This is a genomic window from Arthrobacter sp. AIWTK1, from assembly GCF_056680535.1.
Genome location: NZ_CM155287.1, coordinates 3,355,547 through 3,373,145, shown reverse-complemented (window position 1 = coordinate 3,373,145; position 17,599 = coordinate 3,355,547). Strand labels below are relative to the sequence as shown.

The following is a 17,599-nucleotide window of genomic DNA, read 5'->3' as shown; positions in this document are numbered from 1 at the left end:
AACAATGCCCCGGTCCGCCCCCTTAACGCCGCTCGGGATCTCCGCGCTGTCCCTGCTGGTTGAAGAGCCGATGCATCCATACGAGATGTACCAGCTCCTGATGGCCAGGCATGAAGACCGGCTGGTCAAGGTGCGCCCCGGAACGCTGTATCACGCCGTCGGCCGGCTCGAGGAGCGCGGCCTCGTGGAAACTGCCGGGACGGACCGGGAGGGCAACCGGCCGGAGCGGACCACGTACCGGATCACGCCCGCCGGCCGGGAGGCCTTGACGGAACGGCTGCAGGACATGCTCGCGGAACCGGTCAACGAATATCCCTCATTCCCGCTGGCTGTGGCCGAGGCCTACAACCTGCCCGCCGCCGTCGTCCTGGACCTCCTGGACCGCCGCCTGCTGCTGCTGCAGGAGCAGTTGGAGTTCCTGCAAAAAGGTGAGGCTGCCGTCTTGGAGAAAGACGTGGCCCGCAAGTACTGGATTGACCTCCAGTACCAACAGACGATGCTGCAGTCCGAGATGGGCTGGATCCGCAGCCTGCAGGGCCAGCTCCGCTCCGGGGAACTCCCGTGGTAGCGGACCACACAACAATCACTCCCGAAGGATTCACATGGAAAACGTAGCTAGGCCGTGGCCGGCGCTTTGGTCCCTGGTGATCGGCTTCTTTATGATCCTGATCGACACCACCATCGTCTCGGTGGCGAATCCGCGGATCATGGAAGGCCTGAACGCGGACATCAATTCCGTCATCTGGGTGACCAGCGCGTACCTGCTGGCCTATGCCGTGCCGCTGCTGATCACCGGCAGGCTGGGCGACCGGTTCGGGCCTAAGAAGCTCTACCTCACGGGCCTGGTGGTCTTTACGCTCGCATCCCTGTGGTGCGGGCTGTCCGGGGACGTCCAGACCCTCATCCTGGCCCGCGTGGTCCAGGGATTTGGCGCCGCGATCATGACGCCCCAGACCATGGCTGTCATCACCCGGATCTTCCCGCCGGACAGGCGTGGCGCTGCAATGGGGATCTGGGGTGCCACAGCGGGCGTCGCAACCCTCGTGGGGCCCATCCTGGGCGGCGTGCTGGTGGACGGCCTCGGCTGGGAATGGATCTTCTTCATCAACGTCCCCGTGGGAATCGTCGGCTTCATCCTGGCCCTGCGCTTCGTCCCCACACTGAGCACCCACCCGCACAAGTTCGACATCCCCGGCGTGCTGCTCAGCGCCGTCGGGCTCTTCCTGCTGGTGTTCGGCATCCAGGAAGGTGAGACCTACAACTGGGGCACCATCACAGGGCCCATCACCGTCTGGAGCCTGATCATCGCCGGCCTGGTGGTCCTGGCGGGCTTCGTGCTGTGGCAGCGGTTCAACAAGGGCGAGCCCCTTCTCCCGCTGTCGCTGTTCAAGGACCGCAACTTCTCCCTGGCCAACATCGGCATCACCACCGTCGGCTTCACCGTAACGGCCTTCAGCCTCCCGCTGATCTTCTACTATCAGGTGGTCCGCGGTCTCACTCCCACGCAGTCGGCGCTGATGATGGTCCCGATGGCGCTCATTTCCGGCGGCCTCGCCCCGGTGGTGGGAAAAATCATCGACCGCGTCAACCCGAAGTACATCACCGCGGCCGGCCTGGTCCTGATGTCGGTGGCGCTCTTCTGGAACTCCTCCCTCATGCACCCCGACACGCCGATCTGGCTTTTCCTCCTGCCCAGTGCCGTGCTGGGGTTCGCGAACGCGGGCATCTGGGCCCCGCTGAGCTCCACAGCCACCCGCAACCTGCCGCCGCGCCAAGCCGGCGCCGGCTCGGGCGTCTACAACACCACGCGACAGATTGGCGCCGTCCTGGGCAGCGCCGCAATTGCCGTCCTCATCCAGTCGCGGCTCGCGGCGGAGCTTCCGGCGGCACCTGACGGTTCCGGCAAGGCCAGCCCCATGGCCTTCGGCGGCACACTGCCGGAGGCACTGCACCAGGGGTTCTCGACGGCGATGGGCCAGTCCATCATGCTGCCGGCGGCGGTGATCCTGCTCGGCGCAGCCGTGGCGCTGTTCTTCGCCAAACCCAAGCCGGTTAAGAACTGGGGTGCCGTCAGCGTGCCCGCATCGAACGACGCCGACGCCGAAGCGGCGCAGACCAAGTCTGCCTAAGAGGTGCGAAGGGCTGATTCCGGTCAGCCCAGCAGCACGCTGGTGTGGATGCCGCCGGTCGAGAATCCGAGGCTGCGCGCGATTGCGAGTGAGCCCTTGTTGCTGACGTCCGAGCGCCACTGCAGGGTGAGCCCCGCCGCGAGTGCCTCATGGGCGGCGATGGACGCAGCCAGGGAGCCCAGTCCCCGCCGCCGCCAGTCGGGGTCCACCAGGACGCCCATCTGGGCGAGGATGCCTTCCCACTCGCCGTAGGCGCCACAGGCCACCGGGACTTTGCGGCCGTCGTCGTCGCGCAGGATGGTGAACCGGTGCTCCAGATCGGACAATCCCACCTCGTTGACGTCGTCCGGCGGGCACATGCCTTCCAGCTCAATGGCCTCGGGGTTCCCGTGCGAGACGGTCAGCTCCTCGGCCGGCTGCCGCAGGGGGAGGTCGTCGGCGAAGAACAGTGCGGCGGCCCCCTGGCCGTGGCCGCCCTGCTTCCGAGTAATGGTCAGGAGTGTCACGTGCTGGGCGAGTTCCTCGTCCGGGATTCCCTCGGCCGCGTCGATCGCCCACTGGGGTCCCACGAGGGCAGAGGTGCCGAACAAACGCACAAAGTCCACTGATTTCCGGGCCTCGTCCGCCCGCGTGATCCGTGCACCGGCGGCTGGCAAGCCCTCCCCTGAAGCGGTCGCATCGGCGTCGACCTTCCGGGCCGCGGCAAAAGCTCCGTCATCGAGTCCCAGATGGCGGGCCCATGCGAGCTGGATGATGTCTGCGGAACCGGGGTCGAGAGTCATGCCTCAACCCTACCCAGCGGAGTGAAGCGCGAACGGACAGTTGAGGCCCCACAAGCGGGCCTCAACTGCCCGTTCGCGCTGCTATGGCTGGTCGGCCTAGCCGAAGAGGACGGCCGCCTCGTCGTAGCGGTCCTGCGGAACGCGCTTGAGGTTGCCCAGGGCGGCATCGAAGCCAACGTGGACGATGTCGGTCCCGTGGAGCGACACCATGGTGCCCCAGCGCTGGTCTACCACCGAGTCGATGGCGGCCATGCCCAGGCGTGTGGCCAGGACACGGTCGAACGCGGATGGGACGCCGCCGCGCTGGATGTGGCCAAGAACCGTTGCCCGGGTCTCAATGCCGGTGCGCGCCTCGAGCTCCGGAGCCAGCATTTCGGCGATGCCGCCCAGCCGCGGGCGTCCGAAAGTATCCAGCCCGCGCTCTGAGTGCGGCGTTTCCTGGCCTTCCGGGACGAAGCCCTCGGCTACAACCACCAAGGGTGCGCGGCCGCGGGCGTGGGCTTCCTGCACCCACTCGGTGATCTGGTCCATGGAGGCCTTCTGCTCCGGAATGAGGATTGCGTGGGCGCCCGAGGCCATGCCCGCATGCAGCGCGATCCAGCCCACGTGGCGGCCCATGACTTCGGCAATCATGCAGCGGTGGTGGGACTCGCCGGTGGTGCGGAGGCGGTCGATGGCCTCGGTGGCGATCTGGACGGCGGTGTCGAAGCCGAAGGTGTAGTCCGTGGCGTCAAGGTCGTTGTCCACGGTTTTGGGAACACCGACGATCTTCAGGCCGGCGTCGGTCAGCCGCTTGGCTGCGGCCAGTGTTCCTTCGCCGCCAATGGCGATGATCGCGTCGATGCCGAGCCGGTCCATGTGGCCCTTAATGACCTCGGGGCCGCCGCCGTTTTCGAACGGGTTGGTCCGGGAAGTGCCGAGGATGGTACCGCCCTGCTTCGCGATGCCGCGGACCATGGTACGGGGGATGTCGATGACGTCGCCTTCGACGACGCCGCGCCAGCCGTCGAGGAAACCTACGAATTCGTGGCCGTGGATGGCGATCCCTTTGAGGACGGCACCGCGGATCACGGCATTCAGTCCGGGGCAGTCGCCACCGCTGGTGAGAATTCCAATTTTCATGTCTCGGCTCAAATCCTGGTGAGGGGGTGTACAGGCAGAGCGCCACGCTGAGCTCACCTAGATTCTAGTGGGGAGTGTGGGTTACGACACAAACCGGTTACAAAGGGCCGGTCATCCATGGCGAACGAAAGGGCCCCCGCTCCGGAGAGCGGGGGCCCTTGGACCCGTGGTCAGGATCCGTTGATCGAGCGTTTGTCCAGAAAGGATTGCAGGATGATGGCGTTCCGCTGGTCGGGGAGGATGAGCCATGCTGCCAGATAGAACACGAAGGCCGGGCCGGGCAGGAGGCTGAGGAGCAGGAACGCGATCCGCACGAAGGCAACATCCACGTTGAGCTTTGCGGCGATGCCTCCGCACACACCGCCCAGCCACCGTTGCGGTCCGCGCTTCAGGCCGAGGCCTCTGACGATGCTGAAGAACTTATCCATGGCTCAAGACTTCCCTGTTGTGGTTTCTTTGTCACGTCTGCGGGCTGAGAGGAGGCCGCCAACCACCAGTGCGGCGCCGGCACCGATCATCAGGCCGATGAGCACGTAGGTGCCGTTCAGCACCACAATGCCAAGCTGGCCGATGATGATCAACGCCGCCAGCGCCAGGACGATGAGGCCCCAGACCACTGTGCCCACGCGGGCCGGCGACTGGCCGCCGTGCGGTCCGCCTGCGCTTCGGGAGGGTTCCGTCCCTGAGGCTTCTGCCTGTTCTTTGGCCTGTCCTTGGGCCTGTTCTTTTGCCTTCGGCGCGGTGTCCGGGGCAGGTTCGTAGCTGCTCACGTCAGTTTCCTTCCTGGATGGTGATGTTGCTCATGGTTCCGTCGATCTCGAGGATGAGCGCGGCGCCCGGCTTGTCCGTGTTGTAGTTGCTCTGCTTGGAGGTCATGCCCCCGTGATTCTGTGAGCCTTCGTTGAGGTTGCCCAGGGTCATGTCCGCGCGGATTTCCACGGGTACGGTGTCCGGAATGATGACGGTCAGGTTGCTGGCAGTGACGTCGAGGGGAATGACGACGTCGGTGCCCAGCGGCGGGGTGATGTTCAGTCTTGTCAGGTCAGCGGTTCCGCTGCCGCCGGTGATGTCGAAGCCCTCCCGTGCCTGTTCGATGCTGGCCGGGTTCCAGTCCGCGTTCTGGAAGCGGAAGCGGTCTCCGTTGGGCACCACGTTGAAGATCCCGCCGATGATGAGGGCCACTACGGCAAAGAATCCAAGGATTCCGGAGGTCCGGCCCCTGAGCCCCGCGACGAGGATGCCGAGGCCCAGGACGGCCGCGCCGCTGGCCCACACCACGGCGTTGGTGGCGTCACCGAGGTTGGTGACGTTGAGGGCTTCGAGGGCTTTGATACCGCCGCCCACCAGGAGGGCAAGGCCGGCCGTTACCGCGACGGCGGGGGCGCCCGGGCCAAGGTTAGGCGCCTTCGGCGCGGGAGCGGACGGCCCGCCGTAGCTGCCGCCGTATGGCGGGGTGGGGCCGTAACCGCCCGAGCCGGGAACGCCGCCGTCGTACGGGCCGCTGGCGGAAGGGCTGCCTGAGTGGGTGCCGCCCGTGTACGGGCCGGTGGCGTATGGGCCGCCCGCGAAGGCGCCGGGCTCGTAGGGTGCGCCGGGGGCGGGGGATGAGGTGGCGGCCGGTGAGGTGGCCGCGAAGGCGGTTCGGCCGGTGGTTGCGTCGCCTTCCGTGCTGGAGTTCATCAGGGGCGCTCCATGGGTGGCCTTATCGCGCTGGGAGAGGTAATAGATGAGATAGATGGCTCCGGCTATCCAGAAGACGGTCCAGAAGAAGCCGCCGAATCCGTTGCGCTCCCAGCCCCAGAATCCGCTGCCCAAGCTGGGAAAGCCGATCACTGTGGTGATGAGGGCTCCGGTCATGCCCGTGGACCAGCGTCCGGCGCCGGCTTCCTGTACGTGGATGCGGCCGTCGGGCTCCGGCAGCAGTGCCCAGGCGATGCCATAGAGCAGCACTCCGATGCCGGCGAAGATGGACAGGACAATGAAGACGCCCCGGACGATCAGCGGATCGACCCCCAGCCGGTGGGCGATGCCGCTGGCCACACCGCCTATCCAGCGGTCCCGTCCACGCTGAATGCCGTGGCTCCGGACCCAGTTGAAGAAGTTCTGGGGCTGCGACTGCGGGTAAGCGTAGGGGGCATCCGCCGGCCGGGCATCCGGGAACTGGGCATTCGGGTAAAGCGGCGGCGGGCCGCCAGGAAAGGTGTCCTGCGCAGGGCCCGGGCCTGCGCTGTGGTTGACGGGGACGCCGGTCAGGGAGGCGTCGGCGACGGGGGCGCCGGAACCATCCTGGACCGAGCCGGCGTTGGAACCTTCCTGGACTGATCCGGCGTCGGATGTGTCATCCGCTGAAGCGGCGGAGCCGGAATCGGGACGGCCGGACGGCAGCGGATCTTCCTCGGGGTATGCATTGTGCGAGTTCATACTTCGATCCTGCCGTCCCCGTCGCCGCCGCTCTATTGGGGAACACCCTGAGCGGCCCCTGACTGACCCCCGGTTCCGGCTGAAACCAGACGTGCGGAACCCTGATCCGTGTTTGGATTGACACATGACAACGGCCATTACCCGCCCTCCGCTGGTCCGCAGCAGCGACCGCGTCATCGCGGGCGTCTGTTCGGGCCTGGCCGCCCACTTGGGCTGGCCCGTGCGGATGGTCAGGATCGGTATGGTGGTGGCCGCGCTCGCCGGGGGAGCAGGGCTGGCATTTTATGCGTGGCTTTGGATCATGGTCCCGACTGCCGACGAGAATGCGAAGCGGAACGCGCGTCGCCCGGCGTCGCCCATTGCCCCGGCCGTCAGCGCGCCCGGGCTGCCGCTGCCGCCGGATTTTGGTTCCGGCCCGGTGTCTGCCGCTACCGCCTTCCCGGGAGCGGGCCCACTCCCCGGTGCGCCGCTTCATGGCATGGCGCCCGGGACCGGCCCGGGGGCTGCTGGCGGGCCTGGCAGGGGGACGGATGGCGCGGCGGCCGCCACCGCCCCGTGGTTCCGCGTCAGGGGGATGCCGTACGGCAAGGAAGTCCTCCTGGGCGCAGGCCTGCTGCTGGCTGGCGGGATCCTGATCGCGCGCATGGTGGGTGTCGACGTCCCGCTGGGGACGCTGATCCCGGTTGCGGCGATCCTTGGCGGGGCCGCCATCGCCTGGATACAGCTGGACGAAACCCGCAGGGCCGGACTCCTCGACAAGACCAAGGCAGACCAGGCCGGCGGCTGGGCCAGGCTCGCCGCCGGACTCGCCCTGGTGGTGGCAGGCGTACTGGTGATGGTGTCGGGCTCCGGTTCCTGGGAGCAGACCTGGCTGGCGCTCCTGGCCTCCGTGGCGGTCCTTGGCGGCGTGGCCCTGGTGCTGCTTCCGTGGGGCCTGAAATTCTGGCGGGACCTTGAAGCGGAACGCGCGGGCCGGGTCCGTGCAACGGAGCGGGCGGAGATTGCCGCCCACCTGCACGATTCCGTCCTGCAGACTCTCGCGCTGATTCAGCGCCGGTCAGGCAACGAGAACGACGTCCTGCGGCTGGCCCGTGCGCAGGAACGGGAGTTGCGGGGCTGGCTTTACCGTGATCCCGGCAAGGAGGCAGGGCAGCTCTCGGACCGCATCAGGGCAGCTGCCGCGGAGGTGGAGGATTCCCTGGGCAATGCCGTGGACGTGGTCAGTGTGGGAGACACCGCCATGACCGCAAGGCATGAAGCGCTGGTGCAAGCCAGCCGCGAGGCCATGGTGAATGCGTCCCGCCATGGCGGCGGGACGGTATCGGTCTATCTCGAGGTAGCCGACGGCGGCGCGGACGTTTACGTCAAGGACCGCGGGCCCGGCTTTGACCCCGCGTCGGTTCCGGAGGACCGTATGGGGGTCCGGGAATCGATTGTCGGGCGGATGAACCGGCACGGCGGTACCGCCGTCATCAGCAGCAGCCCGGACGGCACGGAAGTGCGGCTCAAGCTGCCGTCCGACGCCGCGGACAACGGAGAGGGAAAGTCGTGAACAACGTCGAAGCAGGGAGTACGGGAGCCGGTGGCGCCCTGGCGGTCCGTGTGGTCATTGTGGACGACCACGCCATTTTCCGGTCGGGGCTCAAAGCGGACCTGGATGCCCGGGTCACCGTGGTGGGCGAGGCCGGAACGGTTGAACAGGCCATCGCCGTGATCGCGCAGACCAGTCCGGAGGTGGTGCTGCTGGACGTGCACCTGCCGGGCGGGCTGGGCGGCGGCGGCCGCGAGGTGATTGCCGGTTCTGCCGCCCTGCTGGGCAGCACCCGGTTCCTCGCGCTGAGTGTCTCGGACGCGGCCGAGGACGTCGTGTCCGTCATCCGCGCCGGCGCCCGGGGATATGTGACCAAGAGCATCTCGGGTGCGGAAATCACCGATGCCGTGCTGCGCGTGGCCGGCGGCGATGCTGTCTTTTCGCCGCGGCTGGCCGGGTTCGTCCTGGACGCGTTCGGCACGGCTCCGGCGGATATTGCCGACGACGAACTGGACCGCCTGTCGGCCCGTGAGCTGGAGGTCATGCGGCTCATCGCCAGGGGCTACAGCTACAAGGAAGTGGCCAAGGAGCTCTTCATCTCGATCAAGACCGTGGAAACCCACGTCTCCGCCGTGCTGCGGAAACTTCAGCTGTCCAGCCGCCACGAGCTGACTAAGTGGGCAGCCGAACGCAGGCTCCTCTAGCGCGCCACAGACGCTCGCTCACTTCCTGTCGCCCCCCTCTGCGTCAGGCTGGTTGTGAGTCAGTCAGTGATTGAAGGGAGCAGGAGCAGCTATGACTGTTAGTCCGCGAGGTATTAGCCGTGATGAGATTCGGGAATTGGTGCATGAGTATTACGTGCAGCCGTACGGGACGAGGAAGGAATGGCTTGCCTCTCAGCCAGTAACTGAGTGGACATTCCGGCGGTGGCGGAAGATGGTGCAGGAAGGTGACCTCGACCGGAATCTGATTCCACGAGAGCATGGGAATATGGCCCGCACGAATGGCGAGTGGTCCGCGTTTGAAAGAGCGCGCGCCAAGGAGATCGCTGACCACCAGTCCGAAGTCGAACAGCTCAAGAGCCGGATCCTTGAACTTGAAGGTACGAATACAGCGTTGGGAAAAGCTATCGGGCTCTTGCACGAGCTGAACGTGCCAGAGCCCGATACGGCCCGGACGAAAGATCAAGAAGGTTCATCGAAGCCGAGAACCTCCTCGTCCGGGAGTTGACGAAGCTCACCGGCTCGCAGCGGCAGGCCCTCGGGTTCGCCGGCGTATCACGCTCGACGTGGCATTACCGGCAGAATCCCCGCGGACGCGTTCAGGACCCGCTCGGGCAGTCTGAGCGCGCTTACCAGTCACGTATTAGCAGCAATGACCGTGACCGGATCTGCGAATACATCATGGAAGGCTGGGCCAACCAGGTCTCCGTTGACCATTCCTACGCGGCGGCGTGGGACGAGGGGGTGATGCTCGCTTCCCGCCGCACGTGGTGGCGGGTCGCGGCCCAGATCGAGGACCAGATGCTGCGCCCCACTATCCCGACCAGGAGGGGCAACAACCGGCCCCCGCGGGAGAAACCCGTTGTGATGGCCACCGGCCCGGGCCAGGTCTGGTCCTGGGACATCACCGATCTGTATTCACCCTGGCGGGGAAAGTCGTTCAAGGCCTACTCCGTCCTTGATATCTACTCGCGCCAGATGGTTGCCTGGCGGGTCGAGGAACGGGAAGCGGACCATCTCGCCGTGGAGATGTTCGAGACCGCTATCGCCCTCCACGGCGCCCCGCGGATAGTTCACGCCGACTCGGGCCCTGCGATGCGATCGAACCTGCTCCGCGATGCTCTCACCAGCCACGGCGTGGAGCTCTCACACAACCGGCCCTACGTCTCGAACGACAACCCCTTCTCCGAGTCCGGGTTCCGGACCCTGAAATACCGGCCCGGCTACCCACGCGTCTTCAAAGAAGTCGAGACCGCCAGAGCCTACCTCGCCGACTACGTGCCCTGGTACAACACCCAACACAAACACTCAGGCATTGCACTCTTCTCGCCCGCCGAAGTCCACGACGGCTCCTGGAAAGAGGTCTGGAAAACCCGCGACCACGCACTACAGCGCTACTACGACAAAAACCCCGAACGGTTCCGCTATCGCCCCACCACACCAGCACCAGCCGGCCATGCAGGAATCAACCTCCCGGCAACAAAAACAGCCAAACAGCCAACCCAATGACTCCACACAGCTTGACAACCTGCGCCCAACGCAGACGCTCTCTCGCTTTCCTGACAAAAGTGAGAGAGCGCCTGTGTTTTTCCTGCGAAAAGTGAGAGAGCGTGCCTACTTGGCTTTGCCGAGGAAACCCTGGAGCCGGGCCACGCCGGTGGCGAGATCGTCGTCGCCAAGGGCGTAGGAGAGGCGCAGGTAGCCCGAGGGGCCGAAAGCCTCGCCCGGAACGACTGCAACCTCCACCTCATCCAGGATGAGCGCAGCGAGTTCGGCGGATGTCTGCGGGCGGACGGTACCGTTCGCCGTCTCGAATTCCTTGCCCAGCAGGCCGCGGACGTCCGCGTAGACGTAAAAGGCGCCCTTCGGCGTCGGGCATTCCACTCCGTCGATGGCGTTCAGGCCCGCGACAATCGCTTTCCGGCGGCGGTCGAAGGCCACCTTCATTTCGTCCACCGCAGTGAGCGGGCCGGAGACGGCGGCGAGGGCAGCAATCTGCATGATGTTGGAGACGTTGGACGTGGCGTGGGACTGCAGGTTGGTGGCGGCCTTAATGACGTCCGCCGGACCGATCATCCAGCCCACCCGCCAGCCGGTCATGGCGTAGGTCTTGGCGACGCCGTTGAGGATAACCACCTTGTCGCCGAGTTCGGGAACCGCCGTGGCAATGGAGGTGAAGGGGACGCCGTCGTAGGTCAGGTGTTCGTAAATTTCGTCGGTCACAACCCACAGCCCCTTGGAAGCCGCCCAGAGACCGATCTCGCGGACCTGCTCCGGCGAGTACACGGAACCGGTGGGGTTGGACGGCGACACGAACAGCAGGATCTTGGTGCGCTCGGTCAGGGCCGCTTCCAGCTGCTGCACAGTGACGAGGTAGTCCTGTTCCGGGCCGGCGAAGACCTCAACCGGGACCCCGCCGGCCAGCCGGATGGCTTCCGGGTAGGTGGTCCAGAACGGGGTGGGAACAATGATTTCGTCGCCCGGATCGACCAGCGTGGCGAACGTGTTGTAGACGGCCTGCTTGCCGCCGTTGGTGACCAGGACCTGTGACGCCTCGGCTTTGTAGCCGGAATCCCGCAGCGTCTTGTCCGCAATGGCCTGCTTGAGCTCCGGCAGCCCGCCGGCGGGGGAGTAGCGGTGGTACTTCGGCTGGCTGGCGGCCTCAATGGCCGCCTGAACGATGTAGCCGGGGGTCGGGAAGTCGGGTTCCCCGGCGCCGAAGCCGATAACCGGCCGTCCGGCTGCCTTGAGTGCCTTGGCCTTGGCATCAACGGCCAGGGTGGCGGATTCGGCGATAGCGGAAATGCGTTGGGAAACGCGGGCGGCAGGCATGGCGGGGTCCATTCTTCGCTTGCAGCTCGATGGCTGGATGTGGGATTCGACGAGATCTACTCTATGCTGTTCAGCGGATCGTTCAGCGTGACGGCCAGGAATGTGACCGTGTCCCGGTCGGCAGGCCCTGGCAGTCCCGAAGAAGGTCCGAAATGAGGCTGGTTCGACGTAAGCGCAGTTGTTGCGTAGACTAGTTCTCCGGTGTTGAAAACACGATGATGGCCTGCGCCCCGTGAAGTCTGCGGGAAGTGTGGTGTGATTGGTTTTCGATCCATAGGGTAGTGGCGCAATTGGTAGCGCAGCGGTCTCCAAAACCGCAGGTTGCAGGTTCGAGTCCTGTCTGCCCTGCGCAAGCGGTTCCGGCGGTTAGCCGGAGCCAGCGCAGCAACCATGGTTCAGTTCAGAGCCGGGTAATCCGACATTTGCGAGGATGAGTGAGGACCAGGTGACCGAAACGGCTGCAAGCAGCTCCAAGGGCCGCCCCGCCAAGAACGCCGCCAAGTCCGGCTTCTTCGCTCGCATCGCACTCTTCATCCGCCAGGTCATCGGCGAACTGAAGAAGGTCGTAGCACCCACCCGCAAGGAACTGATCAACTACACGCTCGTGGTGCTGGTGTTCGTGATCATCATGATGCTCATTGTTACCGTCCTGGACTTGGCTTTCGGGACCGGAGTGAGCTGGGTCTTCGGCGGCACAGGCCCCACGGACCGCTAAGGCGATCCGTCCGCAGACTGCGTGGAATGCTCCCGATAATCCGGAAGCATTCACGGGGTGTGCGGAATTGAGCCATTTAAATAGGCATGTTAGGCAATGAGGAAGCAGGAGACCAAGTGTCTGAGCAGGAGCTCGAGGTAACTGAGACTGAGCTGGATGGGTCCACGGACAGCGCAACAGACGCCGCGGCGGTAGCCGGGGAAGAGTCCGAGGTTGAGTCTGCTGCGCCCGATTCCATCGACGATTCCTCTGAAACCGACGCTGACGACGCTGAAGCTGACGCCGAAGCCGGCGCTGGCTCCGACGACGACGACGACGACGAGGCTGACGCCCTGGCCGCTGCGGCCGCCAAGGCTGAGGTTGACCCGGCCGAGGAGTTCAAGGCCAAGCTGCGCCGCCAGGAAGGCGACTGGTACGTCATCCACTCCTACGCAGGTTACGAAAACCGTGTGAAGGCCAACCTTGAAACCCGCATCCAGACCCTGGACATGGAAGATTACATTTTCGAAATCCAGGTTCCCATGGAAGAAGTCGTGGAGATCAAGAACGCCCAGCGCAAGGTCATCAACCGCGTCCGCATCCCCGGCTACGTGCTGGTCCGCATGGACCTGACGGATGCCTCCTGGGGTGCCGTTCGGCACACTCCGGGTGTCACTGGCTTCGTGGGCAACGCCCACAACCCGGTACCGCTGCGCCTGGACGAGGTCTTCTCCATGCTCGCCCCCGTCTTCGAAGAAGAGCAGGCCGAGAAGGGCAAGCCCGTCAAGCACGCTGCGGCCCCCGTGGACGTCGACTTCGAAGTTGGCGAGTCCGTCATCGTCAAGGAAGGTCCGTTCGAGACCCTCCCCGCCACGATCTCCGAGATCAAGGTCGATTCCCAGACCCTCGTGGTGCTGGTCTCCATCTTCGAACGCGAGACCCCGGTCACCCTGGCATTCAACCAGGTCACCAAGATCTAGCAATACCCACAGAATTCGCTTCGGGGCTGCCCGCTTAGCAGCCACGAAGCGGCCGGCCGCCTCGCCATGGCGGCCACCAACCTGAGGCACGCTCCTGTGTCCCAGGACGTAATTGAGAGAAGGACCCTACATTGGCTCCCAAGAAGAAGGTCACCGGCCTCATCAAGCTGCAGATCCAGGCAGGTGCCGCCAACCCGGCCCCGCCGATCGGTCCTGCGCTTGGCCAGCACGGTGTCAACATCATGGAATTCTGCAAGGCGTACAACGCTGCGACGGAAGCCCAGCGCGGCAACGTTATTCCGGTTGAAATCACGGTCTACGAGGACCGCTCGTTCACGTTCATCACCAAGACCCCGCCGGCTGCAGAGCTCATCAAGAAGGCTGCAGGCGTCGCCAAGGGTTCAGCTACCCCGCACACCGTCAAGGTTGCCAAGCTGACCCAGGCCCAGGTCAACGAGATCGCCTCCACCAAGATGGAAGACCTCAACGCCACCAGCCTCGAAGGCGCAGCGAAGATCATCGCCGGCACCGCCCGCTCCATGGGTATCACTGTCGAATAGTCGAGGAATGAACGGACGGTGAGGGCTGAGGTACGAAGCACTCGCCGGAAGTGAGTCCCGCAGACTTTCGACAAGAAGATACTGCCGAGGGTTAATTACCCTCGCGCCGGGAGACCGGCACCACTGAATCATTGAAATGTTGGAGATCCAGCCCGATCATCCAACTGTGGCAGGGCCCAGCGCGGTCCGCAGACCACAACTGCACAAGGAGAATAAGCAGCATGGCAAAGCGCAGCAAAGCATATGAGGCAGCCGCCGCCAAGATCGACGCGGAGAAGTTCTACGCGCCGTTCGAGGCAGTGACGCTGGCCAAGGACACCAACCCGTCCAAGTTCGACGCCACCGTTGAGGTCGCTTTCCGCCTGGGTGTAGACCCGCGTAAGGCTGACCAGATGGTCCGCGGCACCGTTAACCTGCCGCACGGCACCGGTAAGGTTGCCCGCGTCCTTGTCTTCGCAACGGGCGACAAGGCAGAAGCAGCAATCGCTGCCGGCGCCGACTTCGTTGGTTCCGACGACCTGATCGAAAAGATCGCAGCCGGCTGGACCGACTTCGATGCCGCCGTCGCCACCCCTGACCTCATGGGCAAGGTTGGCCGCCTCGGTAAGGTCCTGGGTCCGCGTAACCTGATGCCGAACCCGAAGACCGGCACCGTGACCCCCGACGTCACCAAGGCTGTCAACGACATCAAGGGTGGCAAGATCGACTTCCGCGTCGACAAGCACTCCAACCTGCACTTCATCATCGGCAAGGTTTCGTTCGACGCCATCAAGCTGGCCGAGAACTACGCAGCAGCACTGGAAGAGGTCCTTCGCCTGAAGCCGTCCGCTTCCAAGGGCCGCTACATCCAGAAGGCCACCGTGGCTACCACGTTCGGCCCGGGCATCTCTGTTGACCCCAACGTCACCAAGGTCCTGACCGAGGTCTAATCCTCGTTAGTTCGGCATGAAAGACCGTCCCGCAGTTGCGGGGCGGTCTTTCTGCGTCCGCGCCCTTTTATTTGCCAGCCTGAGGGGTAGGACGGTGAATTGCAGAAGACGGTATGACCGGAGTCGGCTATTACATGGAACGCCAGCGAAATCCGGCATATGCTGGCGATAAATATTTCGCTTGGATTCAAGCCCGCCGGCTTTGAAGGTGAGTGGCAGAAACGACTGGAATGACGCCCTCTATGGTTAAAGACGTACGGATCGAACAGCTCTGGATTCCCGATTCCCTCGACGGCCCCGACAGCGCCGATTTCCTGGCCGCCGTCGAAGTCGGCCGGAAGGTGCGGATGCAAACGTGGGGGAGTGACGATCTCGCGTACACGCCGCTGGAAAAACTCCTCGAACTTGCCGATCCCTACGAACGCCAGGTCATCCTGGTGGCAAGGGTGGACGGCGAAATTGTGGGCACGGTGGATATCGCCCTGCCGTTGGCCGATAACCTCGACCTCGCGGAGTTCACGCTGGACATCCTGCCGGAATTCCAGCGCCAAGGGGTGGGGCGCCAGCTACTGGAAGCGGCAGAGCAGTTTGCACGCGCCGAAGGCCGGACCCTGATCCTGATCGATACCAACCATCCCGGCGTTTCATTGAGCAGCTCCATGGACGACCAGCTGGTCCCCGGCTCCGGGCTGGGTTTTGTTCCGATGGGAAGCCGGGAAGTGGAGTTCGCCCGGAAGACGGGCTACACCCTGCAGCACATCGAGCAGTTCAGCTCGTGCCTGCTCCCTTTGGACACCAAGCTGGTCGCTGAGCTGTCGGACGAGGCGGAGCAGGCCAATGCGGGCCGCTACCGCCTGCATCACTGGACGGACAGGTGCCCCGACATCTGGCTCGACGCCGTAGCAGCCCTGGAAAACCAGGCCGGTGAGGACACCGAACCGACCGCAAGGACCGAAGAGCAGATGGTGTTCGACGGCGCCATGATCAGGAAGGCGGAAGAGGCCACCATCGCGCAGGGACGGCGGACGGTGGTCACCGCCGTCGAACATATCGCCACCGGCATGCTGGTAGGGCTGACCACCATCAGCGTCCTGTCCCAGCGGCAGGACGTCGTATTCCAGGATGACACGGTGGTGATGCAGGAACACCGGGGCAACAAGCTCGGCCTCCTGATCAAGGTCGCCAACATGGTCCGCCTGACCGAGCAGTTCCCCGACGCCAGGGTTATCTACACCTGGAACGCTCCGGAAAACAGATACCTGCTCAAGGTGAACCAGCAGTTGGGGTTCACCACCGCGGGAGTCACGGGGATCTGGCAGAAGGACCTGCCTGACCTGGGCCCGAGCAGCAGCTGAACGGCCCCGATTTGGAGTCCGGGCGGCCTTGCCCGTAAGCTTGAACTACCAAAGACCGTCGGTTGTTGGAAATCCACTCTCCTGGGCATTGCTCAATTCTGCAGTTGTGTGCGGGAGAGCCAGTGGATTTCCGGACGAAGGACCCTGAACATAGGGCGGCCAGCGCAGGTGAACGAAGTAAAGCTCCGCAGTCATGGACTGTGTCGAGCCAAGCCCCGTGCATCTGCCCGGGGCGTTTTTAGTTTTAGCTCACCTGAGCGGGGACCCGGAACACCGGCACTATCCCCGGAAGGAGGGTTATGGCAACGCCTACCAAGGTTTCAGCAGTAGCTGAGATCACTAACGATTTCAAGGAATCGAACGCCGCTGTCCTGACCGAATACCGTGGGCTCACCGTTGCACAGCTCAAGCAGCTGCGTGTTTCTCTCGGCCAGGACACCAAGTTCGCGGTCGTCAAGAACACCCTGACCGCAATTGCAGCCAAGGAAGCTGGTGTCGAAGCATTCGACGGCCAGCTCGCCGGCCCCACTGCAATCGCGTTCATCAAGGGTGACGCAGTTGCAGCTGCCAAGAGCCTGACGGATTTTGCCAAGACCAACAAGCAGCTGGTTATCAAGACCGGTTACTTCGAGGGCAAGGCACTGAACGCCAGCGAAGTTGCTGCCCTGGCAGCACTCGAGTCCCGCGAGCTGCAGCTCGCCAAGGTTGCAGGCATCCTCAAGGCTCCTGCTGCCGCTGCTGCACGCATCATCGACGCCCTGCGCCTCAAGCTTGAAGAAGAGAACGGTGCACCGGCAGCTGCCGAAGCGCCCGCCGCTGAAGAAGCCCCGGCCGCAGAAGCAGCAGAGACCGAAGCTCCGGCCGAAGCCGCAGCCACCGAAGAGAACTAACTCTCTTTCAGACCAGACTCCGGTGTGAAGGCAACGGCCCAGGCCGCCAAGCACCACCTATAGGAAGGACGCCACACCATGGCGAAGCTCACCAACGAAGAGCTCATTGAAGCTTTCAAGGAACTGACCATCATCGAGCTCTCCGAGTTCGTCAAGCTCTTCGAAGAGACCTTCGAAGTTACTGCAGCTGCTGTTGCTGTTGCCGGCCCCGCTGCCGGTGCTGCTGAAGAAGCTGAAGAGAAGACCGACTTCGACGTCGTCCTCGAAGCTGCTGGCGACAAGAAGATCGCAGTGATCAAGGAAGTTCGCGCCATCACTTCCCTGGGCCTCAAGGAAGCCAAGGACCTGGTTGACAGCGCTCCGAAGGCTGTCCTCGAAGGTGCAACCAAGGAAGCTGCCGAAAAGGCAAAGGAGCAGCTCGAGGCTGCCGGTGCCACCGTTACCCTCAAGTAACGTTTCGAGCTTCGGAAGGCTTCAGCTTTCCATTCTGCTCCGGGAAACCCCGTCCACTCCGGTGGGCGGGGTTTCCTGCATTCCGGACCCGCACCAAATAACAGGTGACGTTCCGGAAAAGATTGTGGACTCTCCTTTTCATGCTCTTCCTGCAGCCCTAGACTTTGGCTTTGTGCCTACCGGCCCCAACGTCAAGGAG

Annotated in this window: 19 protein-coding genes, 1 tRNA gene and 1 pseudogene; 15 read left to right on the top strand and 6 right to left on the bottom strand. The window is 64.3% G+C overall.

Features of this window, described 5'->3' with window-relative positions; genetic code table 11:
- Window positions 1-4: 4 nt before the first annotated feature.
- On the top strand, window positions 5-568 hold the full coding sequence (locus tag AC1MDG_RS15435) for a PadR family transcriptional regulator (protein WP_479804910.1): 564 nt from the start codon (window positions 5-7) through the stop codon (window positions 566-568).
- 34 nt (window positions 569-602) lie between these two features.
- The gene (locus AC1MDG_RS15430; protein ID WP_479804908.1) at window positions 603-2,129 is read left to right on the top strand and encodes a DHA2 family efflux MFS transporter permease subunit; all 1,527 of its coding nucleotides are present in this window, start codon (window positions 603-605) and stop codon (window positions 2,127-2,129) included.
- 23 nt (window positions 2,130-2,152) lie between these two features.
- On the opposite strand, the gene AC1MDG_RS15425 is transcribed toward AC1MDG_RS15430, so the two are convergent.
- From AC1MDG_RS15425 to AC1MDG_RS15405, 5 genes are all read right to left on the bottom strand, one after another.
- Window positions 2,153-2,911: a GNAT family N-acetyltransferase gene (locus AC1MDG_RS15425; RefSeq protein ID WP_479804906.1), complete on the bottom strand. Its 759-nt coding sequence runs from the start codon at window positions 2,909-2,911 to the stop codon at window positions 2,153-2,155.
- Between the two features lie 96 nt (window positions 2,912-3,007).
- Window positions 3,008-4,033 (bottom strand): 6-phosphofructokinase, encoded by a 1,026-nt coding sequence (locus AC1MDG_RS15420; RefSeq protein ID WP_043483085.1) that lies wholly within the window; start codon window positions 4,031-4,033, stop codon window positions 3,008-3,010.
- Between the two features lie 170 nt (window positions 4,034-4,203).
- Window positions 4,204-4,461: a PspC domain-containing protein gene (locus AC1MDG_RS15415; protein ID WP_011692833.1), complete on the bottom strand. Its 258-nt coding sequence runs from the start codon at window positions 4,459-4,461 to the stop codon at window positions 4,204-4,206.
- Window positions 4,462-4,464: 3 nt separating this feature from the next.
- A complete protein-coding gene (locus tag AC1MDG_RS15410; RefSeq protein WP_479804904.1) occupies window positions 4,465-4,803 on the bottom strand; it encodes a hypothetical protein in 339 nt (112 codons plus the stop codon).
- A 1-nt stretch (window position 4,804) separates the two neighbouring features.
- The gene (locus AC1MDG_RS15405; RefSeq protein WP_479804902.1) at window positions 4,805-6,454 is read right to left on the bottom strand and encodes a PspC domain-containing protein; all 1,650 of its coding nucleotides are present in this window, start codon (window positions 6,452-6,454) and stop codon (window positions 4,805-4,807) included.
- 124 nt (window positions 6,455-6,578) lie between these two features.
- On the opposite strand from AC1MDG_RS15405, the gene AC1MDG_RS15400 reads away from it, so the two are divergent.
- The 4 genes from AC1MDG_RS15400 to AC1MDG_RS15385 all read left to right on the top strand — a co-directional run bounded on the left by AC1MDG_RS15400 (window position 6,579) and on the right by AC1MDG_RS15385 (window position 10,216).
- Window positions 6,579-8,006, top strand: a complete 1,428-nt coding sequence (locus AC1MDG_RS15400; RefSeq protein ID WP_479804900.1) for an ATP-binding protein — start codon at window positions 6,579-6,581, stop codon at window positions 8,004-8,006.
- Window positions 8,003-8,689 (top strand): LuxR C-terminal-related transcriptional regulator, encoded by a 687-nt coding sequence (locus AC1MDG_RS15395; protein ID WP_479804898.1) that lies wholly within the window; start codon window positions 8,003-8,005, stop codon window positions 8,687-8,689. The genes AC1MDG_RS15400 and AC1MDG_RS15395 overlap by 4 nt, the downstream gene beginning before the upstream one ends.
- 91 nt (window positions 8,690-8,780) lie before the next feature.
- The gene (locus AC1MDG_RS15390) at window positions 8,781-9,215 is read left to right on the top strand and encodes a hypothetical protein (protein WP_479804896.1); all 435 of its coding nucleotides are present in this window, start codon (window positions 8,781-8,783) and stop codon (window positions 9,213-9,215) included.
- Complete coding sequence (locus AC1MDG_RS15385) at window positions 9,212-10,216, top strand: transposase (protein ID WP_479804894.1); 1,005 nt, start codon at window positions 9,212-9,214, stop codon at window positions 10,214-10,216. Before AC1MDG_RS15390 ends, AC1MDG_RS15385 begins: the two co-directional genes overlap by 4 nt.
- 105 nt (window positions 10,217-10,321) lie before the next feature.
- Here the strand turns inward: AC1MDG_RS15385 and AC1MDG_RS15380 are convergent, their stop codons facing one another.
- Window positions 10,322-11,539, bottom strand: a complete 1,218-nt coding sequence (locus tag AC1MDG_RS15380; protein ID WP_043483062.1) for a pyridoxal phosphate-dependent aminotransferase — start codon at window positions 11,537-11,539, stop codon at window positions 10,322-10,324.
- A 275-nt stretch (window positions 11,540-11,814) separates the two neighbouring features.
- Here AC1MDG_RS15380 and AC1MDG_RS15375 point away from each other — a divergent pair.
- From AC1MDG_RS15375 to rplL, 9 genes and pseudogenes are all read left to right on the top strand, one after another.
- Window positions 11,815-11,887, top strand: a tRNA-Trp gene (locus AC1MDG_RS15375).
- 82 nt (window positions 11,888-11,969) lie between these two features.
- Window positions 11,970-12,254, top strand: coding sequence for a preprotein translocase subunit SecE (gene secE / locus AC1MDG_RS15370; RefSeq protein WP_043430893.1), 285 nt, complete (start codon window positions 11,970-11,972; stop codon window positions 12,252-12,254).
- A gap of 116 nt (window positions 12,255-12,370) precedes the next feature.
- The gene (nusG, locus tag AC1MDG_RS15365) at window positions 12,371-13,213 is read left to right on the top strand and encodes a transcription termination/antitermination protein NusG (RefSeq protein WP_479804892.1); all 843 of its coding nucleotides are present in this window, start codon (window positions 12,371-12,373) and stop codon (window positions 13,211-13,213) included.
- Window positions 13,214-13,344: 131 nt separating this feature from the next.
- Entirely contained in the window at window positions 13,345-13,773 is a 429-nt protein-coding gene (gene rplK / locus AC1MDG_RS15360) for a 50S ribosomal protein L11 (protein WP_043483056.1), read from the top strand.
- Window positions 13,774-13,994: 221 nt separating this feature from the next.
- Entirely contained in the window at window positions 13,995-14,702 is a 708-nt protein-coding gene (gene rplA / locus AC1MDG_RS15355; protein ID WP_011692825.1) for a 50S ribosomal protein L1, read from the top strand.
- Window positions 14,703-14,825: 123 nt separating this feature from the next.
- Window positions 14,826-14,936: pseudogene (locus AC1MDG_RS15350) on the top strand (GNAT family N-acetyltransferase); the annotation flags it as partial.
- Between the two features lie 8 nt (window positions 14,937-14,944).
- The gene (locus AC1MDG_RS15345) at window positions 14,945-16,057 is read left to right on the top strand and encodes a GNAT family N-acetyltransferase (RefSeq protein WP_043483054.1); all 1,113 of its coding nucleotides are present in this window, start codon (window positions 14,945-14,947) and stop codon (window positions 16,055-16,057) included.
- 299 nt (window positions 16,058-16,356) lie between these two features.
- A complete protein-coding gene (rplJ, locus tag AC1MDG_RS15340) occupies window positions 16,357-16,947 on the top strand; it encodes a 50S ribosomal protein L10 (RefSeq protein ID WP_011692822.1) in 591 nt (196 codons plus the stop codon).
- Between the two features lie 78 nt (window positions 16,948-17,025).
- Window positions 17,026-17,400: a 50S ribosomal protein L7/L12 gene (gene rplL / locus AC1MDG_RS15335; protein WP_043483052.1), complete on the top strand. Its 375-nt coding sequence runs from the start codon at window positions 17,026-17,028 to the stop codon at window positions 17,398-17,400.
- Window positions 17,401-17,599 lie beyond the last annotated feature (199 nt).

What these genes read in the sequence shown, in the direction of transcription:
- AC1MDG_RS15435 (WP_479804910.1), top strand. Translation starts at nt 5, where the DNA reads ATGCCCCGGTCCGCCCCCTTAACGCCGCTCGGGATCTCCGCGCTGTCC.
- AC1MDG_RS15430 (WP_479804908.1), top strand. Translation starts at nt 603, where the DNA reads ATGGAAAACGTAGCTAGGCCGTGGCCGGCGCTTTGGTCCCTGGTGATC.
- AC1MDG_RS15425 (WP_479804906.1), bottom strand. Translation starts at nt 2,911, where the DNA reads ATGACTCTCGACCCCGGTTCCGCAGACATCATCCAGCTCGCATGGGCC.
- AC1MDG_RS15420 (WP_043483085.1), bottom strand. Translation starts at nt 4,033, where the DNA reads ATGAAAATTGGAATTCTCACCAGCGGTGGCGACTGCCCCGGACTGAAT.
- AC1MDG_RS15415 (WP_011692833.1), bottom strand. Translation starts at nt 4,461, where the DNA reads ATGGATAAGTTCTTCAGCATCGTCAGAGGCCTCGGCCTGAAGCGCGGA.
- AC1MDG_RS15405 (WP_479804902.1), bottom strand. Translation starts at nt 6,454, where the DNA reads ATGAACTCGCACAATGCATACCCCGAGGAAGATCCGCTGCCGTCCGGC.
- AC1MDG_RS15400 (WP_479804900.1), top strand. Translation starts at nt 6,579, where the DNA reads ATGACAACGGCCATTACCCGCCCTCCGCTGGTCCGCAGCAGCGACCGC.
- AC1MDG_RS15390 (WP_479804896.1), top strand. Translation starts at nt 8,781, where the DNA reads ATGACTGTTAGTCCGCGAGGTATTAGCCGTGATGAGATTCGGGAATTG.
- AC1MDG_RS15380 (WP_043483062.1), bottom strand. Translation starts at nt 11,539, where the DNA reads ATGCCTGCCGCCCGCGTTTCCCAACGCATTTCCGCTATCGCCGAATCC.
- secE (WP_043430893.1), top strand. Translation starts at nt 11,970, where the DNA reads ATGAGTGAGGACCAGGTGACCGAAACGGCTGCAAGCAGCTCCAAGGGC.
- rplA (WP_011692825.1), top strand. Translation starts at nt 13,995, where the DNA reads ATGGCAAAGCGCAGCAAAGCATATGAGGCAGCCGCCGCCAAGATCGAC.
- AC1MDG_RS15345 (WP_043483054.1), top strand. Translation starts at nt 14,945, where the DNA reads ATGGTTAAAGACGTACGGATCGAACAGCTCTGGATTCCCGATTCCCTC.
- rplJ (WP_011692822.1), top strand. Translation starts at nt 16,357, where the DNA reads ATGGCAACGCCTACCAAGGTTTCAGCAGTAGCTGAGATCACTAACGAT.
- rplL (WP_043483052.1), top strand. Translation starts at nt 17,026, where the DNA reads ATGGCGAAGCTCACCAACGAAGAGCTCATTGAAGCTTTCAAGGAACTG.